General features: G+C 71.8%; 19 protein-coding genes and 1 pseudogene. 11 read left to right on the forward strand and 9 right to left on the reverse strand.

The features are described 5' to 3' along the window. Both ACFYW8_RS22215 and ACFYW8_RS22220 read left to right on the forward strand, forming a co-directional pair. Positions 1-97, forward strand: a pseudogene (locus ACFYW8_RS22215) (lytic transglycosylase domain-containing protein); the annotation flags it as partial. Between the two features lie 224 nt (positions 98-321). Beyond that, positions 322-1,008 carry a YoaK family protein gene (locus tag ACFYW8_RS22220; protein ID WP_389078425.1) on the forward strand — a complete coding sequence of 229 codons (687 nt, stop codon included), beginning with the start codon at positions 322-324 and terminating at the stop codon, positions 1,006-1,008. A gap of 98 nt (positions 1,009-1,106) precedes the next feature. Here the strand turns inward: ACFYW8_RS22220 and ACFYW8_RS22225 are convergent, their stop codons facing one another. Further along, entirely contained in the window at positions 1,107-2,276 is a 1,170-nt protein-coding gene (locus ACFYW8_RS22225) for a steroid 3-ketoacyl-CoA thiolase (RefSeq protein ID WP_389078430.1), read from the reverse strand. Positions 2,277-2,616: 340 nt separating this feature from the next. Between ACFYW8_RS22225 and ACFYW8_RS22230 the strand changes: the two genes are divergently transcribed. Then, complete coding sequence (locus ACFYW8_RS22230) at positions 2,617-3,861, forward strand: cytochrome P450 (protein ID WP_365870945.1); 1,245 nt, start codon at positions 2,617-2,619, stop codon at positions 3,859-3,861. Between the two features lie 211 nt (positions 3,862-4,072). Here the strand turns inward: ACFYW8_RS22230 and ACFYW8_RS22235 are convergent, their stop codons facing one another. After that, on the reverse strand, positions 4,073-6,121 hold the full coding sequence (locus ACFYW8_RS22235) for a bifunctional glycosyltransferase 87/phosphatase PAP2 family protein (protein ID WP_389078437.1): 2,049 nt from the start codon (positions 6,119-6,121) through the stop codon (positions 4,073-4,075). Positions 6,122-6,579: 458 nt separating this feature from the next. On the opposite strand from ACFYW8_RS22235, the gene proP reads away from it, so the two are divergent. Beyond that, positions 6,580-7,986, forward strand: a complete 1,407-nt coding sequence (gene proP / locus ACFYW8_RS22240) for a glycine betaine/L-proline transporter ProP (protein WP_389079380.1) — start codon at positions 6,580-6,582, stop codon at positions 7,984-7,986. Between the two features lie 175 nt (positions 7,987-8,161). Further along, positions 8,162-8,833 carry an O-methyltransferase gene (locus tag ACFYW8_RS22245; protein ID WP_365870947.1) on the forward strand — a complete coding sequence of 224 codons (672 nt, stop codon included), beginning with the start codon at positions 8,162-8,164 and terminating at the stop codon, positions 8,831-8,833. A gap of 52 nt (positions 8,834-8,885) precedes the next feature. Here the strand turns inward: ACFYW8_RS22245 and ACFYW8_RS22250 are convergent, their stop codons facing one another. Further along, a complete protein-coding gene (locus ACFYW8_RS22250; protein WP_365870948.1) occupies positions 8,886-9,281 on the reverse strand; it encodes a hypothetical protein in 396 nt (131 codons plus the stop codon). 119 nt (positions 9,282-9,400) lie between these two features. Between ACFYW8_RS22250 and ACFYW8_RS22255 the strand changes: the two genes are divergently transcribed. Further along, positions 9,401-9,868, forward strand: coding sequence for a DUF1992 domain-containing protein (locus ACFYW8_RS22255; protein WP_365870949.1), 468 nt, complete (start codon positions 9,401-9,403; stop codon positions 9,866-9,868). A 236-nt stretch (positions 9,869-10,104) separates the two neighbouring features. On the opposite strand, the gene ACFYW8_RS22260 is transcribed toward ACFYW8_RS22255, so the two are convergent. Beyond that, entirely contained in the window at positions 10,105-10,965 is an 861-nt protein-coding gene (locus ACFYW8_RS22260; protein WP_389078445.1) for a hypothetical protein, read from the reverse strand. A gap of 14 nt (positions 10,966-10,979) precedes the next feature. Next, positions 10,980-11,795, reverse strand: a complete 816-nt coding sequence (locus ACFYW8_RS22265; RefSeq protein ID WP_389078447.1) for a hypothetical protein — start codon at positions 11,793-11,795, stop codon at positions 10,980-10,982. A 176-nt stretch (positions 11,796-11,971) separates the two neighbouring features. On the opposite strand from ACFYW8_RS22265, the gene ACFYW8_RS22270 reads away from it, so the two are divergent. Continuing rightward, complete coding sequence (locus ACFYW8_RS22270; protein WP_389078451.1) at positions 11,972-12,493, forward strand: GNAT family N-acetyltransferase; 522 nt, start codon at positions 11,972-11,974, stop codon at positions 12,491-12,493. Positions 12,494-12,496: 3 nt separating this feature from the next. Here the strand turns inward: ACFYW8_RS22270 and ACFYW8_RS22275 are convergent, their stop codons facing one another. Beyond that, complete coding sequence (locus tag ACFYW8_RS22275; RefSeq protein WP_389078455.1) at positions 12,497-14,671, reverse strand: DHA2 family efflux MFS transporter permease subunit; 2,175 nt, start codon at positions 14,669-14,671, stop codon at positions 12,497-12,499. Between the two features lie 168 nt (positions 14,672-14,839). Between ACFYW8_RS22275 and ACFYW8_RS22280 the strand changes: the two genes are divergently transcribed. Next, positions 14,840-16,330, forward strand: a complete 1,491-nt coding sequence (locus tag ACFYW8_RS22280; protein WP_389078459.1) for a peptidoglycan-binding protein — start codon at positions 14,840-14,842, stop codon at positions 16,328-16,330. 358 nt (positions 16,331-16,688) lie between these two features. Here ACFYW8_RS22280 and ACFYW8_RS22285 read toward each other — a convergent pair whose 3' ends face one another. Both ACFYW8_RS22285 and ACFYW8_RS22290 read right to left on the reverse strand, forming a co-directional pair. Beyond that, entirely contained in the window at positions 16,689-17,357 is a 669-nt protein-coding gene (locus ACFYW8_RS22285) for an HAD-IA family hydrolase (RefSeq protein WP_389078464.1), read from the reverse strand. A gap of 425 nt (positions 17,358-17,782) precedes the next feature. Beyond that, positions 17,783-18,364: a TMEM165/GDT1 family protein gene (locus ACFYW8_RS22290; protein ID WP_389078469.1), complete on the reverse strand. Its 582-nt coding sequence runs from the start codon at positions 18,362-18,364 to the stop codon at positions 17,783-17,785. A 476-nt stretch (positions 18,365-18,840) separates the two neighbouring features. Here ACFYW8_RS22290 and ACFYW8_RS22295 point away from each other — a divergent pair, with 476 nt between their 5' ends. The 3 genes from ACFYW8_RS22295 (at position 18,841) to ACFYW8_RS22305 (ending at position 22,223) form a co-directional block, all read left to right on the forward strand. Continuing rightward, positions 18,841-19,485 carry an HNH endonuclease family protein gene (locus ACFYW8_RS22295; RefSeq protein ID WP_389078475.1) on the forward strand — a complete coding sequence of 215 codons (645 nt, stop codon included), beginning with the start codon at positions 18,841-18,843 and terminating at the stop codon, positions 19,483-19,485. A gap of 144 nt (positions 19,486-19,629) precedes the next feature. After that, a complete protein-coding gene (locus tag ACFYW8_RS22300; RefSeq protein WP_389078480.1) occupies positions 19,630-21,300 on the forward strand; it encodes an alkaline phosphatase D family protein in 1,671 nt (556 codons plus the stop codon). Between the two features lie 284 nt (positions 21,301-21,584). After that, positions 21,585-22,223, forward strand: coding sequence for a DedA family protein (locus ACFYW8_RS22305; protein ID WP_389078483.1), 639 nt, complete (start codon positions 21,585-21,587; stop codon positions 22,221-22,223). A 223-nt stretch (positions 22,224-22,446) separates the two neighbouring features. On the opposite strand, the gene ACFYW8_RS22310 is transcribed toward ACFYW8_RS22305, so the two are convergent. Next, a complete protein-coding gene (locus tag ACFYW8_RS22310; RefSeq protein WP_365870958.1) occupies positions 22,447-22,680 on the reverse strand; it encodes a DUF2277 domain-containing protein in 234 nt (77 codons plus the stop codon). Positions 22,681-22,726 lie beyond the last annotated feature (46 nt).

Raw genomic sequence — 22,726 nt, forward strand, 5'->3', positions numbered from 1 at the left:
CAAGACGCAGATCAAGTGGGGCCTGGACTACATGAACTCCCGCTACGGCAGCCCGGCCGGCGCCTGGAACTTCTGGCAGGCCAACGGCTGGTACTGATCAGCCCCAGAGCCTCACAGCACACGCAAGGCGGCACCCCCTTCCCCGGGGCTGCCGCCTTCGTCGTACCCGGGCACACTCCGCGTCGTACCCGACCGCACTCCCGTGGCCCCCTCCTCTCTCCCCCGGGCTCCGCCCCCACACGCCGGAAGGGCCGAACCGGCCACGACGACGAACCCGGCACCGAACGCGAACGTGAGCACGTCCGTGGTGGACTGGCCTCCATGACCACGCAGACGGACACCCCGTACGACCCTGAGTCACGAGGCCTGCGACTGACACCGGCGCTGCTGTCGCTGACCGTGGTCAGCGGACTCATCGACGCGGTGAGCTACCTGGGCCTGGGGCACGTCTTCACGGCGAACATGACCGGCAACGTGGTGGTCCTCGGATTCGCGGCGGCCGGAGCGCCCGGCTTCTCCGTACCGCACACCCTGACCTCGCTGTGCTGCTTCCTGGCGGGCGCGGTGACCGGCGGACGGATCGCCGTGCGGTTCGGCAAGGGCTCGCGCCGCACCTGGGCCCGCGGCACGTTCGCCGCCGAGGCGGTGCTGACGGCCGCCTGCGCGGCGGTCGCCTTCGCCGCCCCGGACGCCACCGCCACGGCCTACGTCCTGATCGCCGTCACGGCCTTCGCGATGGGCCTGCGCAACGCGACGGTCCGCAGGCTCGGCGTGGCCGACCTGACGACGACCGTCCTGACGATGACCCTGACGGGCCTGGCCGCCGACTCCCGCCTCGGCGGCGGCGTGGGCCACAACTCCCCGCGCCGCATCGCCTCCGTGTTCGCGATGCTGGCGGGCGCCCTGCTCGGCGCCTGGCTGGTCCTGAACCAGGGCCTCGCCATCCCCCTGCTGATCGCGGCACTGGTGCCGGCGGCCCTGGCGGTGACGGCGTCGGGGACGGAGTAGTTCCGACACCATGGCCGGTGGCCGAGGGCCGGTGGCTACCGGTCGACGGCGCCGGCAGCGACGACGACAACGCCGTCGGCTGCGGCGCCGTCGTCGGGCTAGAGCCGCTGAATGATCGTCCCCGTGGCCAGCCCCCCGCCCGCGCACATCGTGATCAGCGCGAACTCCTTGTCGCCGCGCTCCAGTTCGTGCAGCGCCGTGGTGATGAGCCGGGCCCCCGTGGCCCCCACCGGATGCCCGAGCGCGATCCCGCCCCCGTTCACGTTCACCTTCTCCAGGTCCTGGCCGAAGACCTGCGCCCAGCTCAACACCACCGAAGCGAAGGCCTCGTTGATCTCGACGAGGTCGATGTCCTTCAGGGACATCCCGGCCTTGCCGAGCACGGCCCGGGTGGCGTCGATCGGGCCGTCCAGGTGGAAGTGCGGATCGGAACCCACCAGCGCCTGGGCCACGATCCGCGCCCGCGGCCGCAGCTTCAGCGCCCGCGCCATCCGCTTGGACGCCCACAGGATGGCGGCCGCGCCGTCGGAGATCTGGGAGGAGTTGCCGGCCGTGTGGACGGCCGTCGGCATCACGGGCTTCAGCTTCGCCAGCGCCTCCATGGAGGTGTCGCGCAGCCCCTCGTCCCGGTCGACGAGGCGCCACATGCCCTGACCGGCCCGCTGCTCGTCCTCGGTGGTGGGCACCTGCACGGCGAACGTCTCACGCTTGAACCGCTCCTCGGCCCAGGCGATGGCGGCCCGCTCCTGCGAGATGAGCCCGAGGGAGTCGACGTTCTCGCGGGTCAGACCGCGGTGGCGCGCGATGCGTTCGGCGGCCTCGAACTGGTTCGGCAGATCGACGTTCCACTCGTCGGGGAACGGCTTGCCCGGACCGTGCTTGGATCCCGAACCCAGCGGCACCCGCGACATCGCCTCGATGCCGCAGCTGATCCCGACGTCGATGACACCCGCCGCGATCATGTTGGCGACCATGTGGGAGGCCTGCTGCGAGGATCCGCACTGGCAGTCGACCGTCGTCGCCGCCGTCTCGTAGGGCAGTCCCATCGTCAGCCATGCCGTACGCGCGGGGTTCATGGACTGCTCGCCGGCGTGCGTCACCGTGCCGCCGACGATCTGCTCGACGCAGTCGGCGTGGATGCCGGTCCGGCCGAGGAGTTCACGGTAGGTCTCGCCCAGGAGATAGGCGGGATGCAGATTGGCGAGCGCGCCGGCGCGCTTGCCGATGGGGGTCCGTACGGCTTCGACGATCACGGGTTCCGCGGCCATGGGGGCTCGTCCTCTCCTCAGGCCTGCCCGGCGGCCAGGCCCTGCTGACCCGCGCAGCGCGGGGCGTCCCGGCCCACCCACCGCGCAGAACTAGAACGCGTACCAGTTCTGCGTGCAGTTTGCTGAGCGAACCCCCCGCGCCGCAAGGGTCCTGCAGCTCCCGAAGTCGTGATCTGCACGAATCCCGCACGCAATTGGGGGGCTCACACCCCTTGCCTCTTGTAGAACCCGTTACTACCTTCACGGCGATTCCCTGTTCCTGATGGACCGTCAGAACCATCCGCGGGGACGGCCGTCACCACCGCAGGCACCACCGTAGGCGCGAGACCTGGAGTTGCCGATGCCCTGTCCAGCGCTGCCCGACGGGTTCGATTTCACCGACCCCGACGTACTGCACCACCGCGTGCCCCTCCCGGAGTTCGCCGAGCTGCGCCGGGCCGAACCCGTCCACTGGATCGCGCAACAGCCCGGTGTCGCGGGCTTCGAGGACGACGGCTACTGGGCGGTCACGCGGCACGCGGACGTCAAGTACGTCTCGACGCACCCCGAACTGTTCTCCTCGTTCCTCAACACCGCCGTCATCCGCTTCAACGAGCACATCCAGCGCGAGCAGATCGAGGTCCAGCGGCTCATCATGCTCAACATGGACCCGCCCGAGCACACCCGGGTCCGCCAGATCGTGCAGCGCGGTTTCACCCCGCGCGCCATCCGCTCGCTGGAGGACGCGCTGCGCGCCCGGGCCGGCTCCATCGTCGCGAACGCGCTCGCGGGGGCCGGCCCCGACGGTGCCTTCGACTTCGTCACCCAGGTCGCCTGCGAACTGCCGCTGCAGGCGATAGCCGAGCTCATCGGCGTCCCGCAGGAGGACCGCGTCAAGATCTTCGACTGGTCCAACAAGATGGTGGCGTACGACGATCCGGAGTACGCGATCACCGAGGAGATCGGCGCCGAGTCGGCCACCGAACTCATCTCGTACGCGATGAACATGGCGGCGGACCGCAAGCAGTGCCCCGCCAAGGACATCGTGAGCACGCTGGTGGCCGCCGAGGACGAGGGAAACCTCGCCTCCGACGAATTCGGTTTCTTCGTCCTGCTGTTGGCGGTCGCCGGCAACGAGACGACCCGCAACGCCATCACCCACGGGATGCACGCCCTGCTCACCCACCCCGACCAGTGGGACCTCTACAAGCGGGAGCGGCCGAAGACCACCGCCGAGGAGATCGTCCGCTGGGCGACCCCGGTCGTCGCCTTCCAGCGCACCGCGACCCAGGACACCGGACTGGGCGGGCAGCGGATCAGGAAGGGCGACCGCGTCGGCATCTTCTACTCCTCCGCCAACAACGACCCCGAGGTGTTCGAGAGCCCCGAGGTCTTCGACATCACCCGTGACCCCAACCCCCATCTCGGGTTCGGCGGCGGGGGTCCGCACTTCTGCCTCGGCAAGTCCCTGGCCACGCTGGAGATCGACCTGATCTTCAACGCGATCGCCGACGCGATGCCGAGCCTGCGGCTCGTCGGCGACCCGCGCCGCCTCCGCTCCGCCTGGCTGAACGGTGTCAAGGAACTCCAGGTCAGTCACGTGTGAAGGAACTCCAGGTCGGTCACGTGCAGCGGGCGCCGCACGCTCGGGCCGACGGCCTCCCGGCACCGTCGGCCCGTCCCGAGGGGGGCAGGGGCCCATCCCCCGCGCCCGCCCCTGCCTCCCCCGAGACCGCGCACACGCACACGCACACGCACAACCCTCGCCCACCTCGCACCCCGCACCCCGCACCCACCCATGCCGGGGGCGTACCGGATCAGCTCCGGGTACGGCCCGTCGCCGGGACCGGCTCCACCGAGCCGGCCTCGGCCGGTCCCATCAGCGTGCGGGGCCGCGGGCCCTGGAGGAGATGGGTCAGGCCGAATCCCGCGGCGACCACGGCCGCGCCACCGACGGCGTCCAGGACCCAGTGGTTGCCGGTCGCCACGATCGCGGAGACCGTGAACAGCGGGTGCAGCAGCCCCAGCGCCTTCATCCACCACCTGGGCGCCAGCATCACGATGACGGCCCCGCACCACAGGGACCAGCCGAAGTGCAGCGAGGGCATCGCCGCGTACTGGTTGGTCAGGGCGGTCAGGGTGCCGTAGTCCGGCTTGGAGAAGTCCTGCACGCCGTGCACGGTGTCGATGACGCCGAGGCCCGGCAGCAGGCGTGGCGGGGCGAGCGGGTAGATCCAGAAGCCGACGAGGGCGAGCAGGGTGGCGAAGCCGAGGGCGGAGCGGGCCCAACGGTAGTCGGCGGGACGGCGGACGTAGAGCACGGCGAGGACCGTGAGCGGGGCGCCGAAGTGGAACGACTCGTAGTAGAAGTCGAAGAAGTCCCGCAGGAGGGGGACCTGCACCACCGCGTGGTTGACCCCGTGCTCGACGTCGAGGCGCAGGAACCGCTCGACGGCGAGGATCTGGTCGCCGTGGCGCTCGGCGGTGGCCCGGCCGTCCGCGTTGGAGCCGCCCGTCACGGCGAGCCGTACGGAGGAGTAGGCGGAGTAGCCGACGCGGATGAGGAGCAGTTCGAGCAGCAGGTTCGGGCGGGTGAGGACCCGGCCGAGGAACGGGAGGAGCGGCACCCGATTCCACCGGGTGAGGACGGGCGCGGCGTGGTCGGTGGGGATCGGGGCCCGGTAGAACTCCGAGGTGCGGGAGAGGAACGGTACGACGGTGGCGGCGGCCAGCGCGGCGATCAGCACCACGTTGTCGCGCAGCGGTTCGAGCACCGGTTTGTCCGGCAGCATCATCCTGGCGGGCAGCGTCATGACGAGGACGACGGCGACGGGCCATACGTAGCGGTCCGAGGCCTTTCGCCCGACCCTGCCGACGAGCGCGAGCAGCACCCACAGCAGCTGGTGCTGCCAGGTGGTGGGCGAGACGGCGACGGCGACGCAGCCGGTCATCGCCACGGCGAGCAGCAGCTGCCCGTCGCGCGCGCGGCGCACCGCGCGACGGAGTCCGACGACGGCGACGGCCGCGCCGAGCGCCAGGAAGAGGGTGATCTCCGGCGGTCCGGTGAGACCGAACCGCAGCAGCGCGCCGTGCAGGGACTGGTTGGCGACGTCGTCGGCGTCCTTGCCGAGGCCGACGCCCGCCAGGTGGTGCACCCAGTAGGTGTTCGAGTCGTGCGGCATCACGGCCCAGGCGAGCACCGTGAGGGCGGCGAAGGTGGCGCCCGTGGAGGCGGCGGCGCGGCGGCGCCCGGTGAACCAGAGCAGCGGCGTGAAGAGCAGCAGGGTCGGCTGGAGGGCCGCCGCGAGCCCGATGAGGACCCCGCAGGCGCGCTCCCCGCGGACGGCGAAGCAGCCCAGCAGGACGAGCAGCACCGGGATGATGCTGGTCTGGCCGAGATAGAGGGCGTTGCGCACGGGGAGCGACAGCATCAGCAGGCTGACGGCGACGGGCGCGGCGAGCAGCGCCGTACGCCGGCCCACGGGGTGGGGCAGAGCGCGGGCGGCGATCAGGCCGAGCGCGACGACCAGCAGCAGGGTGCCGAAGGTCCAGCCCCAGCCGAGGGCCTGTTCGGCCGCCCGGGTGAGGGGTTTGAGGACGAGTCCGCCGAACGGGGTGCCGGTGAACCGTGTCGAGTCGTACAGCGAGCCGGTCACATGCAGTACGCCGCCCGGGCCTGCCCAGGTCTCCAGATCCGTCAGCCGGTCCGCCTTGGGTGTGCCGAGAACGACGGCGACCTGTCGTACGGCAAGGGTCGCGGCGATCGCCCAGAGCCCGACGCGGAGCGCGCGCAGCCGTGCCCGGGCCGTCTCCGCCGCCCCCGGGAAGGCATTGCCCGCTCGTCCGCCGCGCTCCACGTTCGCCACGCCCTGTCGGCCCTCCCGCCCCGTTGATTCCCGAGTGCCTCACACATCCCATATATCAGTCCATATCAGGACCCTATGAGGCGCGACCGCCCTCGTCGACATACGCGGAGACCCTCGCCCCACCAGACACCTTTCTCCCTTTTGCCCGGTTGACGATAGTCCGCGAAGGGGCCGGTTCCCCCTCGGCCTCGCGACATGGATCACAAATCCCCCTCCGGAAGGACCGTCCCGGCAGCCTCGTCGCGCCTGCGTATGCCGCCTTTATGCGCGCTGAGCCGCGGGTCGCGCACCGCACGTGACGTGGACGAACAGTCCTAAGGTCGCTTCTTCGGTCCGCCCCGGGCGAGCCGCCGGAACGCCTCCGGGCGAGCCGCCGGTCCAGCCCCGGGCGAGCCGCCGGCCGCCCGAGGGCGGACCCGTCCCTGCCCCCGGCGAAAGGAAGGCCCTTGCCGACCGCGATCCCGACAGCCCCCGCAGCACGCGTCCCGGCCCCCGTGCGCCCCGCCTCCACGGAGGCCACCGTCACCGACCCCGCGCTGGTCAAGCGCGCCGTGAAGGCGGCGGCGCTCGGCAACGCGATGGAATGGTTCGACTTCGGTGTCTACAGCTACATCGCCGTGACCCTGGGCAAGGTCTTCTTCCCCTCCGGCAACCCGACCGCCCAGTTGCTCTCGGCCTTCGGCGCCTTCGCCGCGGCCTTCCTCGTACGCCCGCTCGGCGGCATGGTTTTTGGCCCGCTCGGCGACCGGATCGGCCGCCAGAAGGTCCTCGCGATCACCATGATCATGATGGCGGCGGGCACTTTCGCGATCGGTCTGATCCCGTCGTACGCCTCCATCGGCGTCGGCGCCCCGATCCTCCTGCTCGCGGCCCGTCTGGTGCAGGGCTTCTCCACCGGCGGCGAGTACGCGGGCGCCTCGACCTTCATCGCCGAGTACGCGCCCGACAGGAGGCGCGGATTCTTCGGCAGCTGGCTGGAGTTCGGCACGCTGGCCGGATACATCGGCGGCGCGGGCCTGGTGACCCTCATGACCGCGCTGCTGTCCACCGACGACCTGCTGTCCTGGGGCTGGCGCCTCCCGTTCCTGATCGCGGGCCCGATGGGCATCATCGGCCTCTATCTGCGGATGCGCCTGGAGGAGACCCCGGCGTTCGCCGCGGAGATCGAGAAGTCCGAGGCCGGCCGCCCCAAGGTGCCGCTGCGCGAGATGATCACCGGCCAGTGGCGCACCCTGCTCCTGTGCATGGGCCTGGTCCTGGTCTTCAACGTCACCGACTACATGCTGCTCTCCTACATGCCGAGCTACCTGACCAGCGAACTCAAGCACGACGAGACGCACGGGCTGCTCGTGGTCCTCGGCGTGATGGCGCTGATGATGGTCGTGCAGCCCTTCGCGGGCGCCCTGACCGACCGGATCGGCCGCCGCCCGGTGATCGCGGCGGGCTGCGCGGGCTTCCTCGCCCTGTCCGTCCCGGCACTGCTGCTGATCCGCCAGGGCAGCCTGCTCGCCGTCGCGCTCGGCATGGGCGCCCTCGGCCTGCTGCTGGTCTGCTTCACCGCCGCGATGCCCGCCGCGCTCCCGGCCCTCTTCCCGACACGGGTCCGCTACGGCTCGCTCTCGATCGGCTTCAACGTCTCCGTCTCGCTCTTCGGCGGCACGACCCCGCTGGTCGTCACCGCCCTCGTGGGAGCGACCGGGAACCTGATGATGCCCGCGTACTACATGATGGCCGCGGCCGTCGTCGGCGGCGTGGCCGTCTGGTTCATGACGGAGTCGGCGGGCCGGCCGCTGCCGGGTTCCGCACCCGCGCTGGAACCCCGCGCCGCCGGCGCCTCTCCCTCGTCGCCGCCCGCACACCGCTGAGGACACACCGCTCCCGGCGGCCGCCGGTGCCCCGCCCCGGAACCGGACCGGACCGGACCGGACGCGCCGGGGACCCGCGGGGCCGGAATCCCGCTGGCCCGCGCGGGCACCGGCGGCTAGGTTCGTCCCCGGAAGTCCTTAGCGCATCTAACTAGGCATATGAAAGGCCCGGTGTATGAGCGAGTCGCAGCTCTGGAACGACGTCGACGACCACTTCACCACCCTCCTGGCTCCCGCCGACGAGATCCTGACCGCCGCGCTGCGCGACAGCGCCGCGGCCGGACTGCCGGCCATCAACGTCGCGCCGAACCAGGGCAAACTGCTCCAGCTGCTCGCCGAGATCCAGGGCGCCCGCCGCATCCTGGAGATCGGCACGCTCGGCGGCTACAGCACGATCTGGCTGGGCCGCGCCCTGCCCGCCGACGGACAATTGATCACGCTGGAGTACGACCCGCGGCACGCCGAGGTCGCGCGCGCCAACCTCACGCGGGCCGGCCTCGACCGGATCGCCGAGGTTCGGGTGGGCCCCGCGCTGGAGTCCCTGCCGAAGCTGGCGGACGAGAACCCGGAGCCGTTCGACTTCGTCTTCGTCGACGCGGACAAGGTGAACAACCCCCACTACATCGAGTGGGCGGTCCGGCTCACCCGGCCCGGCAGCGTGATCGTCCTCGACAACGTCGTCCGCGGCGGAGCGGTCACCGACGGGGCGAGCACCGACCCGAGTGTGCGGGGCACCCGGGCCGCTCTCGAACTGATCGCCTCCCACCCGAAGCTGAACGGCACGGCGGTGCAGACGGTGGGCAGCAAGGGGTACGACGGGTTCGCGCTGGCCCGCGTACAGGCCTGAGCAGTCACCCGGTGCCGCCCCCGCGCCGCCTCACGTGTCCCCGGCCCGGCGGTCAGGCCTCGTGGTAGAAGCCCACGTTCACGCTGCGGGGGCCGGTGCGGTCCTGGATGACGAGTTCGCCGGAGCCGCCCGCCGGGAGTCTGGCCGTCCCGCCGTACGGAAGCGGCTGGGACGGCAGCCCCGTCAGGATCAGCGCGACCTCTGAGGACGGCTCCGCGTGGGAACCCCGGAGCCAGGTGACCTGCCAGGAGCCGTCCGGGCCGCACAGGAACTCCAGGTGGACCCGGGACACGAACAGCCAGTCGTCGGGGGTCGCGAGACGGCACTCGGCCCGGTCCCTGCCCACCCGCAGCATGGCTCCGGGGTCGCTCGGCGCGTCGGCCATCTGCATCCCGGCCGTCGCACCGGCGTCCGCTCCGGACACCGAGGCCATGGTGAGTTCGAGCACGCGCGCTCCTTCGTGAGGTGCTGGTCCAATTGTCCTGGCGCGGAACGTGGTTGCCCCGTCGCCGCCGCATGATAATTCGACCTTTCCCCTCGCCGTGTGACCTCCGGCACAATGGACTCATGACCGAGCGCAAGCCACCCGGTGTCAGCTTCGAGTCCTGGGTCGACAAACAGATCCGCGACGCGGAGGCCCGCGGCGAGTTCACGGAACTCCCGGGCGCGGGCAAACCGCTGCCGGAGATCACCGACACCCCGTACGACGAACTCTGGTGGATCAAGCGCAAGATGGCCCGTGAGGGACTGTCGGTCCTGCCGCCCACCCTGGCCCTGCGCAAGGAGGCGGAAGACGCCCTCGTGGCGGTCTCCGCGGCCCCGTCGGAGCGTACGGTGCGGCGCATCGTCGAGGACATCAACGCCAAGATCCGCGAGGTCATGTTCAAGCCACCACCGGGGCCTCCCCTCGGGCTCAAACCGTACGACGTGGAGAAGATCGTGCGGGAGTGGCGCGCGGCCCGCGAGCGCCCGGCCCCCGACGGCGGGCACCCCGAAGGGCGGGCCGAAGGGCGGGGAGGTGCCGGAGCCGCGTGAGGCCTCGGTGTCCCACGGGGACACGGGAGGGAGTCCCTGCGAGAACCCGCGGCACCGTGAGCCGCGCGGCCGCGCACGGACTCGACGACCCGTGCGGAGCACGGCGCGAAGCCCACGACGAACCCGTGCGGCCGCTGGAATGACGTGAGGCCGCACGCATGGCGTGAGGCCGCGTCCCGGGGCATGGTCCGGGACGCGGCCTCACCTCACCTCGTGCGAGAGGTGTCCGAGCGGGCTCAGAGCCGCAGGAGCCGCTCGGTCATCTCGCGGTAGTCCCGCAGGGCCAGCCGGAGCCGCTCCGTGTCGGAGCCCGTCGACTTGTCCTCGCCGCCGGACTGCCAGGACGTGCGCAGGGCGCGGCGCCGCCGGGTCACGGCTTCCGTGAACCGGCCCGCGAGCTCTTCCAGCACCTGGTCGGCCTCCTCGACGGAGGCCTGCGGCCCGTCCACGAACCCGCCGACCGCGTGCCGCATCCGCAGCGAGAACTTGTCGTACGCGTCCAACGGCAGCAGCCGCTCGTCCCGCCCGGCACGATCTTCCGTACCTATACCTGTACCTGCACCTGTACCTGTATCCGTACCTGTACCTGTATCCGTACCTGTACCTGTACCTGTACCTGTACGGCTCGTGCCGTCCGTCCGGTCTCCCCTGGCGGGCGCTCCTCCGGTGTGAACCGGCACGGGCGGCGTCCCGGGACGCGGCCCGGGGCCGTCGGACACGCGGGGTGCGACGCCGTCGCCCGTACGCCCCGTACGGTCGCCGCGCCGGGCCTCCCGCTCGTCGACGTCAACACCCGTCGTCTCGCGAGCCGTTGTGCCGGCCCCCGTCGGCCGGGCCACCGCGCCGTCGCCGTTCCCGGCCCGGTCGCCGTTCCCGGCCCGGTCGCCGTTCCTGCCCGGCTCGCCCGGGGCGGCCTCGGCGGACGCGGGATCCACCTGGCCCTTCAGAGCCTCGCGGCGCGACATTTCCTCGGTCTCCTTGCGGTTCCCGCTCTCCCGGTCGTCCGGGGAACGCTCGGCGGGTACCGGGGTCACACGGCCCTTCACCACAGCCGCCTCACGAGACGGGGTCCGCTCAGGGTCCTGGTCCGGCTTCATGGCGCTCACCTTCTTCAACTCCCCTTCACCTGACGCCTGGTGAATGACCAGGGCAGGGGGGAGCGAGTGTCGGGGGTGGATGTCTCGGTGCTGTCGGTGCTCTCGGTGCTCTCGTCGCGCTCCGTGCTCCCGGCGCTCTCCGCCGTCCGCGCGGGCTCGGCGCGTCGGGCGTCCTTGGCCATGCCGAACCGCTTGGTGCGCTCCGGGCGGGCGGCCGTCGCCTCGCCGGCGTCGTCCGTGTCGCGCACCCGGCCGGGGGAGGTGTCCTGGCGGGTCGGGGTCAGCAGGTCGTCGAAGAGGTCACGGGCCTCCAGCATGGCCTCGCGCATCTGCTCGGTGTCGGCACCGCCGTTGTGGCCCCCGCCGGTGCGGGCCAGCGCGGCACGGTGCACGCGCCGGTAACCGTGGACGTGGTGTCCGTGGTGAACGGAGAGGGCGGAGACCTGCTCCTCGTAACGGTCCCCTTCGGGGAACCCGCGTGCTCCGGCCAGCTCGCCGAGCAGCCGGTCGGCCTCGGCCACCGCCTCCTGGGGCGAATCGACGAAGCGTTCCTGGGCGGCCGTCCAGCCGGCCGCGTACCGCTCCCGGGCCGCGGGTTCGAGGGGCCGCTCGCGCAGCGCGCCGTGCCGCTTCACGCGCTCGTTGAGGTCGCGTTCGGCCGCCTGGGTGTCGCCGTCGTGCCGGGCGACGGTCCGGTCGTACTCCGGTCCGAAGCGCCGCCGCAGGGTGCGCCCGCCCGGCGGCCTTCGGGCGAGGAGGGTCAGGGCGGCCGCGACAACGGCAACGGCCGCCACGATCACGATCACAGCGATGATCACGCCTGTGGACATGGGTGCCTTCCGGGGTTCTCGACCCAACGGGCCGGTTCCTCAACCGGGTTGCCCGGAACCCGCTCCTCAAACGACCCCGCCCCGCCGCGAACCACCGCGCCCTCGAAGCCGATCACCCGGTCCGACGCCGTTATCCGGTTGCGAGCCGAGGGCTGCACCTGACGACAATGACCGGCATGACCCGATCGCCTTCCGGCGCGCCCGCTTCCTGGAGCGTGGCCCCCGAACCCTTCGACTCCCCTGTCGCCGCCGCGCTTTGGCGGGCGTACTACACGGAGGTCAGCGACCGGTGGTACCTGCTGCACGAAGGGCGCACGACGGATCCCGGCGAGCTGGAGCGGGAGGTCGCCGCGGTGACGGGCGCCGAGTTCGCACCGCCGACGGGTGTGCTGCTCGTCGCGCGCCACGACGGTGAGCCCGGCGGCACCACGGGGGTGCGCATGCTCGACGCCACGACGGGCGAACTGAGCCGCGTCTTCGTCCGCGAGGACCTGCGCGGCAAGGGCGGCGCGCCCCTCCTGCTGGCGGCGGCCGAGGCGGCGGCCCGCGGCCTGGGCGCCCGGCAGCTGGTCCTCGACACCCGCGGCGACCTCGTCGAGGCACGGGCCCTGTACGCCCGGCACGGCTACGCGGAGAGCGCGGCGCACAACGACGACGTCTACGCCGAGCACTGGTTCCGGAAGGACCTGACCGGCTGACGCTCAGCCCATTTCTCCCTCCGGCCGGCCGAGCAGCGTGCGCTCGTGGGGCCGTTCCGCGTCGGAGCCGCACATCTCTTCGTTCAGCTCCTCGACCAGCTGGGTGAGGTCCGTCGGGCGGTCCGGTGTCCACCAGTCGCCGAGGAGGTCGGAGAAGGACTGCTCGCGGGCCCTGGACAGGTTCCCGGCGGCCGCGCGGCCCTCGTCGGTCAGGACCAGGTCCAGGCCCTCGCGGCGGGCGAGCCGGCGTTCCTCGAGCTGGCGGGCGGCGGCCAGGACGACGTTCAGGGGGACGGCATGGTGCTCGGCCAGGAGCGCGGGCTCCGCCCACCCGTACTTCTTGATCCGCAGCAGCAGCCAGCTCGCCGCGGGCAGGAGGTCGTAACCGGCGCGCGCGGTGATCTTCTCGTAGATCTCGCGGCGGCCCTCCCGGGTGCCGAGCACGGACAGCGCCCGGCACACCTCGTCGTACGACGACCGCTCGACCGGATTGCTGGCGAGTGTCTCCGTCACGTCGGGTGCCGTGACGGAGCCGCGCAGCTTGTCCTCGCGCAGGAACCAGGCCAGCACGAAACCGAGCAGGGCGACCGGGGCGGCGTACAGGAAGACATCCGTGATCGAGGTCGCGAAGGCGTGCAGGACGGCCGGCTGGAGATCGGCCGGCAGCTGGCCGATCCCCTTCGGGTCGGCCTTCAGGGAGTCCGTGGTGATGCCGGGGGGCAGTCGCTGCCCGCTCAGCGCCTTCGTCAGGTTGTCGCCGAGGCGGCTCGCGAACACCGTTCCGAAGATCGCGACGCCGAACGAGGCGCCGATGGACCGGAAGAAGGTCGCCCCGGAGGTCGCGACGCCCAGATCCTCGTACGACACCGCGTTCTGCACGATCAGGACCAGGACCTGCATGACCAGGCCGAGGCCCAGGCCGAAGACGAAGAAGTACGCGCTCATCTCCCACGTGCTGCTGTTCTCGTCCAACTGGTGCAGCAGGAGCAGACCGATGGCGGTGATCCCGGTGCCCGCGACCGGGAACACCTTCCAGCGGCCGGTCCGGCTGACGATCTGCCCGGAGGCCGTGGACGACAGCAGCAGGCCGAACACCATCGGCAGCATGTGCACACCGGACATCGTGGGGGACACGCCCTGCACGACCTGGAGGAACGTCGGCAGATAGGTCATCGCGCCGAACATCGCGAAGCCGACGATGAAGCTGATGATCGCGGACAGCGTGAAGGTGTGGACACGGAAGAGCTTGAGCGGCAGGACGGGTTCGGCCGCGCGCCGCTCCACCACGACGAACGCGGCACCGAGGACCACGCCGAGGATCACGAGGCCGATGATCTGCGGCGAGCCCCAGTCCCAGGTGGTGCCGCCCAGCGAGGCCACCAGGACCAGGCAGGTGGCGACCGCGGCGATCAGGAACGTACCGAAATAGTCGATGACGTGCCGGGCCGACTTCTTCGGGATGTGCAGGACCGCCGCGATCACCGCGAGCGCGACGACGCCGACGGGGAGGTTGACGTAGAACACCCAGCGCCAGCTGAGATGTTCCGTGAACAGACCGCCGAGCAGCGGCCCGAGCACACTTGTCGCGCCGAACACCGCGCCGAACAGCCCCTGGTACTTGCCCCGTTCGCGCGGCGGTACGAGGTCGCCGACGATCGCCATCGACAGCACCATCAGGCCGCCGCCGCCGAGGCCCTGCAACGCCCGGAAGCCGATCAGCTCGCCCATGTTCTGCGACGCGCCGCACAGCGCCGATCCGATCAGGAAGATCACGATCGCCGTCTGGAACAGCTTCTTGCGGCCGTACTGGTCACCGAGCTTGCCCCACAGCGGGGTCGCCGCCGTCGACGCGAGCAGGTACGCCGTCACCACCCAGGACAGATGCTCCAGACCGCCGAGGTCGCTGACGATGGTCGGCAGCGCGGTCGACACGATCGTCTGGTCCAGCGCGGCGAGCAGCATGCCGAGCAGCAGCGCGCCGATGGAGACGAAGACGCTGCCGTGGACGGTGTCCCGGGCGTCGGTGGCGGCCGCGGTGCGGCGGCGCACCGCCGACTCGCTCACCTCGACCGAGTCGTGCAGTTCGGGCGGGCCGTGCGTGCCGCTGCCGGCCGGCGCGTCCCCCTCCTCCGGCCCCCGGCCGGTCGGCGTGTCCGAACCGTGCGCGTCCCCGGTCATGCGGCCTCCCTGAGCCCCGAGGGTCCCGGTCATCCTCCATCCTGAGCGGTGTGTCCGGTTATGGCCTGTCGAACCGAGCGGAAGCCCCCGGTTCAGGGGGGCTGCTTGAAGGTTGTATGAAGGTCCTCCGCATAATCACTGGAGCTTTCAGGGGGGAGGGACCCACTCGTGACTGAACCGACCGGGCATGTCTGCCCCGAGTGCGCCGCACACCGGGCGCAGGACGGCACACCGTTCTGCGGCTGTGCCCGCACGGCGTCCGACGCGCTGCGCGACAAGCGCGCGGCGCAGGCCGCAGCGGAGGACTTCAACCCGCTGCGCATACGGCCTTACGTAGAACTGGGTACGGAGAACTCCGGGCACACCGGAGGAGACCGGGGACCGGCCGAGGGCACCGGTGGCCCTGGCGGCCTGACCGGAACGGCCCCGGGGCCCTGGCATGCCGCCCCGACCGCCGGAGAGCCGTGGGCGGCCGCCGAAGCGGGTGCCTGGGCGGCGGCTGAAACGGGTGCCTGGGCCCCGGCCGAGACGGGTGTCTGGGCGCCGGAGGGCGCCTCGGCGCACGTGGGCTCTCACGGAGCACCCGAGAGCGGCGGCATGCCCGTCGGCGGCGCCGGGACCATGGGGGGCTCCGGGGAAGCCCACGCCATGCAGGTGCACGGCACCGACCCTCGGTTCCACGGCGACATGCCCGCCGACGGCGTCGAGCCGACGGGCTCCGTGTACGGCACTCCGCCGGTCGGCGGAGTACCGATGCCGCCCGCGAACGGCGAGGACGCGACCGCTTCCACCATGCAGCTGGCCGCGATCCCGGCGGACGCGACCATGCGACCGGCCCTCGTGCCTGCGGACGCGGCCCCGCGATCGGCTCCGCTGCCGCCGGAGGTCACCACGCCGTCGGCGGCGATGCCGACCGATGCCACCATGCAGCTGAAGGTGCTCCCCTCGGACGTGCGCGCCACCGACGTCCGCCTTTCCCACGGCGGCTCGCGCGGCTCGAAGCCCGGCCAGGAGGTCTCGGCCACCGGCCGGCCCAGGCGTCGCCGACGTACCGGGGTCCTCGCCGTCACCGGAGTCGTGGTGACCGTGGTGGCCGCGGCGGGGGTCGTGAGCGGACTGCTCTCCTCCGACCCGCCCTCGCGGGACGAGGCCCAGCCGAAGGGCGTCCGGACGACCGCGCCGGACGTCCTGTCCGACACGGCTTCCGCGGTGCCGTCGGCGAGCGCGTCCTCGACGGCCACGGCGTCGTCGTCCCCGTCCGCCTCGGCGAGCGCGAGCCCGTCGCCGTCGGCGTCCGCGTCGGACACGTCGGACACGTCGGCGACACCGTCCTCGTCGGCCACGGCGTCGGCGACGTCCGCGCGGCCGAGCCAGACGGCGACCGCGCCGGGATCCGCGGCCTCCACGGGCGGCGGCGGTGCGAACGTGGCGGCCGGGCCCACCCTGCGGCGTGGCGACAGCGGGGCCGGGGTGACCGAGCTCCAGCTGCGGATGAGCCAGCTCAGGATGTACATGCGGAAGGCCGACGGCCAGTTCGACCGTCACCTCGAGGACGCCGTGCGCTGGTACCAGTGGGCACGGGGCATCACGGGGGACGACCCCGGCGTGTACGGGCCGGCGACACGGGCGAGCCTGGAGGCGGAGACGTCCGAGCCGTAGTTCGCCTCTGGCGTTCGCGGGTTCGGGTCCGGTGGGTGGGTCGGGGCCGTGCCGGTACATCCGCCCGTCGCCGTTGGATCAGACGTGGGTCCGAGAAGGAGCCGCTGCTCGATCCGGACGTGAGCGACGGGCATCCGATGTACCGGCACGGCCCCTCCCGCGCGTACCCGACTGCGGGTGCGTCGTGGTGGCCGACCATTTCAGCCCCGGCCGGGAAGGTTCAGCCCCTCCGGCGTTCGAGGAGCGGGGTCCGGGGCGGAGCCCCGGGTACGGAAAGGGCAGGGCAGGGGCGGAGGGGGCGAAATCCTGTGCCCGGCCCCACTCCCCTCACTCTCCCCGGAGTGATCCGTTCCGCGCTTCAGCCGATGTGAAGGCGAACGGTCCCGTCCGCGACAACCTCGACCCGGACCTCGGTCAGATCACGTACGGCCACGTCAGGCCTGTGGAACGGCGCCCGGGATCCGATCCCCACGACCCGCATTCCGGCGGCCCGCCCCGCGGCGATCCCCGCTCCGGAGTCCTCGAAGACGACACAGTCCTCGGGCGCGATCCCCAGCTCGGCCGCGCCCTTCAGGAAACCCTCGGGATCGGGCTTGCTGGCGCCGACGGACTCGGCCGTGACACGTACATCGGGAAGTCCGAGCCCGGCGGCGGCCATCCGCGCGCCGGACAGCGCCACGTCCGCCGAGGTGACGAGCGCGTGCGGCACTCCGGCGAGGGAGGCGAGGAACTCCGGCGCTCCCGGGATCGCGACGACACCGTCCATGTCGGCGGTCTCCTCGGCCAGCATCCGCTCGTTGTCCGCGTGATTCTGCTCCATGGGCCTGTCCGGCAGCAGCAACGCCATCGAGGCGTAACCCTGCCTGCCGTGGACGACCTTCATGACCTCGTCCCCGTCCAGCCCGTGCCGATCGGCCCAGCCGCGCCAGCAGCGCTCGACGACGACGTCCGAGTTGACGAGGGTGCCGTCCATGTCGAGCAGGAGGGCGCGGGCGGTCAGAACGGTGGTGGCCGTCGTCATCGGCATGCTCCAAAGCGAAGATATGGGGGGTCAACACACCCCCAGGAAACAAGGCGGCCCCGCCCGCCGGTCAGGGATGTGCGGACGGGAACCACTTTGTTCCTACACGATACAAAACAAGCGCCTCCGGCGCCACCGCCTCTGACCTGCCCTTTATTCAGACAGCTGCCGAGCGCAACCCCCAGGACGCCATCGAGACGCTTCCGAGACACTCCCCGGACACCGACATCTCCCACGGCATCCACCCGCGGGAGGCAGCCGCCTCCGACCCCACACACCCGCGGACACCGAGCCCCGAGGCACCCGCAGAGGCACCCGCAGAGGGACACCCCGGCACCACACGGAGCACCGTGACGAGCCCCGTGAAGGGCCCCGTGAAGGGCGCCCCTCGAAGAGCGCCCCACCAAGGCGAGTGCCCGCCCGGACAGGACTCAGCCCGCCACAGCCTCGTACAGGCTCCAGATCCCCAGCCCCAGCATCAGCATCGCCGCCACCTTGGTGATCAGCGTCAACGGCACCCGCTTCATCAGGGCCTTGCCGCCCACGATCCCGAGCCCCGCGACAGCCCACAGCGCCAGCACCGCACCGAGCCCCACGGACAGCGGGTCGTCGTACCGCGCGGCGAGGTTCGCCGTCATGATCTGCGTGAGGTCGCCGAACTCGGCGACGAGGATGAGCATGAAGCCCGCCCCGGAGACCTTCCAGAAGGTCTGGTTCTCCGGCTTGCGGATCTCCTCCTCGTCCTCGTCCTTCTTCATCAGCAGCACCGCGGCGCCGCCGAGGAACAGCACACCGGTGACCGCGTGCACGATCTGCTGCGGCAGCAGCGTCAGCACACTGCCCGCCGCGACGGCGAGCGCCACATGGACGGCGAACGCGGCGGCGACACCGGCGAAGACGTACGAAGCGCGGTAGCGCGTGCCGAGGACGAGGCCGGCGAGGGCCGTCTTGTCCGGCAGTTCGGCAAGGAAGACGACACCGAAGACGAGCGCCATCACGCTGAAGCTGATCAAAATTCCTCAATCGGTCGGGCTGCCCCGCCGAGAGTGTTGCGACTGCGCGTGCTGTGACTGCGCGACACCTCGGCACGGCAGCACACATCGCACCCGCGCCGGGAGGCGCGGGCAGACCCACGCCGGACGGGCCCGGCACGGGCGAGTGCACTGCTTGCCGAAGGTCTCGCTGGCCGGCCTCGTGAACGAGGTCTGCCTCCGGGCGCCGGCTCAGACGAGCTGAGCAGTATGTCGACGGTCCGGCGAAGAGCTACTCCCCTTCTGCGCCGTCCATAGTACGCGACCCGCGATGCGGCCCCACAGGGCCGAAAGTCCCGTGGCCGGGAATTCCCGCCGTGCCGAAAGTTCCGCCATAAACCTTGTCATGTCATGTACGCGTCACTAACTTCTAACCACGTACTTACCTCCCGGCAATACGGCGCCGCGAGCATTCGTTCGCTCGCACTCCAACACCCCCACACCCCAAGGGAGTTCGCATGCCAAAGGTCTACGCGCGTCGACGGCTGAGCATACTCGCAGCCATCACGGGCCTCATAGCCATGGCCAGTGTTTTCAACGGCCCGAACGCCTCCGCCGCCCTCCCCACCCCGGTCAGCGCGGCCACCGCCCGCACCTACCTCGCGTCCCTCACCGTCGCGACGGAGAACCGCACCGGCTACGCCCGCGATCTGTTCCCCACCTGGATCACGATCAGCGGCACCTGCAACACCCGTGAGTACATACTCAAGCGCGACGGTTCGAACGTCGTCACCGACTCCGCGTGCGCGGCCACCAGCGGCAGCTGGTACTCCGTGTACGACGGCGCCACCTGGACCGCCGCCTCCGACGTCGACATCGACCACCTCGTGCCGCTCGCCGAGGCCTGGGACTCCGGCGCCAGCGCCTGGACCACGGCCCAGCGCCAGGCCTTCGCCAATGACGTGACCCGCCCGCAGCTCCTCGCCGTCACGGACAACGTGAACCAGTCCAAGGGCGACAAGGACCCGGCCGAGTGGATGCCCTCACTCACGTCGTACGCCTGCACCTACGTCCGCGCCTGGGTCCAGGTGAAGTACTACTACAACCTCAAGGTCGACTCCGCCGAGAAGTCGAAGCTGAGCTCGGTCCTGAGCGGCTGCTGACCCACCCGCGTCACGGACCGGCGGCCGCCGGTCGCCCGGGTTCCGGACACCGTTCCCCCCACGGTGTTCCGCACGGTTTCCGGAACCTCCCCACCGTCCTCCGTCGTTCCGTACCGTACGGGGCGACGGAGGAGGGGGATCATCATGGCCGAACTGCGCCTGGGACCGCTGCTGAGGTACGTCGACGGCTCGTCCGCGACCTTCTGGGTCGAGGCGAGCCGTCCGTGCACCGCCGAGGTGCGCTGCGCGGACGGCGCCCGCGGAAGGGCCCGTACGTTCCAGATCGCGGGCCACCACTACGCGCTGGTGCCGGTGAGCGGACTGACGCCGGGCACGGTCACCGCGTACGAGGTCCTGCTGGACGGGGCGACCGTCTGGCCGCTGCCCGACTCGCCCTTTCCCCCCTCGGCCGTCCGCACCCCCGAGGGCGACGGAGCCGCCGTCCGCGTCACCTTCGGTTCCTGCCGCTGGGCGGCGCCACCCGCCGACGAGAAGGACCCGGTCGGCCCCGACGCCCTGGACACCCTCGCCGCCCGGATCGCCGCGGCTCCCGACGCCGAACGCCCGGACGTGCTCCTGCTGTTGGGCGACCAGGTGTACGCGGACGAGGTCTCCAGGGCGACCCGCGCGTGGATCGCGGCACGAAGGGGTCTGGCGGACCCCCCGGGCCATCAGGTCGCGGACTACGAGGAGTACACCCGCCTCTACTACGAATCCTGGCTCGACCCCGAGATCCGCTGGCTGCTGTCGACCGTGCCGAGCTGCATGATCTTCGACGACCACGACGTCATCGATGATTGGAACACCAGCGAGGCCTGGCTCGCGGAGATCCGGGCGACCCCGTGGTGGCGCGAGCGGGTGCTGAGCGGCCTGATGTCGTACTGGGTCCACCAGCACCTCGGCAACCTCACCCCCACCGAGCTCTCCGCGGACCCGCTGTACGCGGCCGTGCGCGAGACCCCCGACGGCACGGACGTACTGCGCGCCTTCGCCGCCCAGGCCGACACCGACCCGGCCTCGGTCCGCTGGAGCTACCGCCGCGACTTCGGCCGGACCCGCGTCCTGATGCTCGACACCCGCGCCGCCCGTGTCCTGGACGAGAAGCACCGAGCGATGCTCGACACCGGGGAGGCGGCCTGGCTGCGCGAGCAGGCACTGGACGCGCCGGACTCCCGCGACCACCTCCTGATCGGCACGTCCCTGCCCTGGCTGCTGCCCCCGCTGATCCACCAGGCGGAGACGTGGGACGCCGTACTGTGCCGGGGTGAGCGGGGCGCGCGCTGGGCGCGGTTCGGCGAGCGGCTGCGGCGGGCCGCCGACCTGGAGCACTGGGCGGCGTTCCCGGAGTCGTTCGAGGAGCTGGCGGAGCTGATCGCCGAGGCCGGCTCGGGCGAGCACGCGCCGGCGACGGTGTGCGTGCTGTCGGGAGACGTGCACCACGCCTACGTCGCCGAGCCGGTCTGGGCCGACCCCGCCCGGCAGCCCGACGCCCGGGTCCTCCAGCTGACCTGCTCCCCCGTCCACAACTCCATCCCGCGCTCCGTACGGCTCGGCTTCCGCTTCGGCTGGAGCCGTCCGGCCCGGCTGCTCGGCAACCTCCTTGCCCGGCACGGTCGTTGCGGGCGCCCACCCGTCGACTGGCGCAAGTCCGGCGGCCCTTGGTTCGGCAATCAGCTGATGACCCTTACCCTGCACGGCCGTTCGGCCTCCCTGCGCCTCGAACAGGCACGAGAGGCACGGGGCGGCGACACCGGCAGCACAGCGAGAGGCGCCCGGCTGACCACGGTGGAGGAGTCCACGATCACGCCGAAATAGGGGCCTTCTCCGCGGGCGGAGCACCGGTGCCGCGCGACTCGCCGACGGAACCGCTCACCCGGGCCGGCATCCGTACCCATGGCGGACACCGGCGCCGTACGCCGGAACGCCGGACGGCGTACCTGAGCGTGCGGGCGCGTGAACGTGATGTGACCGACACATGCGACCCCCGAGGATCATCTGTCACATCCTCGGCGTACGCTGTAGGGCTGTCACAGGCCGCCCCGCCACTCCCCGCGAGTCGCGGCACGGTCGTGCTTACGGGGAGTCGGGGGAGAGTTTCGGTGCTGGAGAGTGTGGGGTCGCTGACGGGCAGCCCATGGATCTACGCGGTGGTCGCCGTGTCCATCGTTCTTGATGTGTTTCTGCCGGTCCTGCCGAGCGGTGTCCTGGTCATCACCGCGGCGACGGCCGCCGCGGGTTCCGCCACCGCCACCGGCGCCGTTCCGCACGCCGTGCCCGACATCCTGGTGCTCACCCTCTGCGCGGCCACGGCGTCGGTCTTCGGCGACCTGGTCGCGTATCGCCTCGCCTGGCGCGGTGGCGACCGCCTGGATCGCGCCATCGCCCGATCGCGCCGCCTGACCAGCGCGCAGGAACGTCTCGGCGAGGTCCTGGCGCGCGGCGGCGGAGCCCGCGGCGTGCTCGTCGTCGTCGCCCGTTTCGCGCCCGCCGGCCGCTCGGTCGTCTCGCTCGGCGCGGGCGCCGCGCACCGCCGGGTCCGCGAGTTCCTGCCCTGGTCGGTCCTCGCGGGGCTGGCCTGGGCCGGCTACAGCGTGGCCCTCGGCTACTTCGGCGGCCAGTGGCTGGGTGCCACCTGGCTCGCGACGGGTGTCTCGTTCGGGGCCCTGTTCGCCGCGGGAGCGGGCGCGGCCTACCTCGTGCGCCGACCCGCCGTACGGGAGCAGGGAACCCGCGCCTGAGCCGCGGACCAGGGGCCTCGGATCACGGACTGCGGATACGGACCCGGACCCGGACTGCCAGTACGGCCGGACGACTGGGACCGACCCCGGACTACGGGTACGGGCGCGGACCCGGACTCCGCGCGCGGCGTGCGGGTACCGACCCCGGCTACGGGTGCGGACTACGGCCTGCGGGCGGCAGCCCGTAATCCGCGGGCCACGGGCCGTGCGGCCCGCGGGCGCGCTATCCGGCGGCGCGCTGGGCCGCCACCCCGCGTACCTCCAGGTCGTCCAGCAACTCGGCCGTGGCGGCCGCGACCGCCTCCACGGCACGGTCGAAGACCTCACGGTTGTGGGCGGCCGGGGCACGGAACCCGGAGACCTTGCGGACGTACTGCAGAGCGGCGGCGCGGATCTCCTCCTCGGTCGCTTCCTCGGGGATCGCGGGCGGACGAAGCGTCTTGATGCTGCGGCACATGAGTCCAGTCTCGCGCGTCCGGCGCCGTCATGGTCACCGCTCGCGA

This window comes from Streptomyces sp. NPDC002742, assembly GCF_042888885.1.
GTDB lineage: Bacteria > Actinomycetota > Actinomycetes > Streptomycetales > Streptomycetaceae > Streptomyces.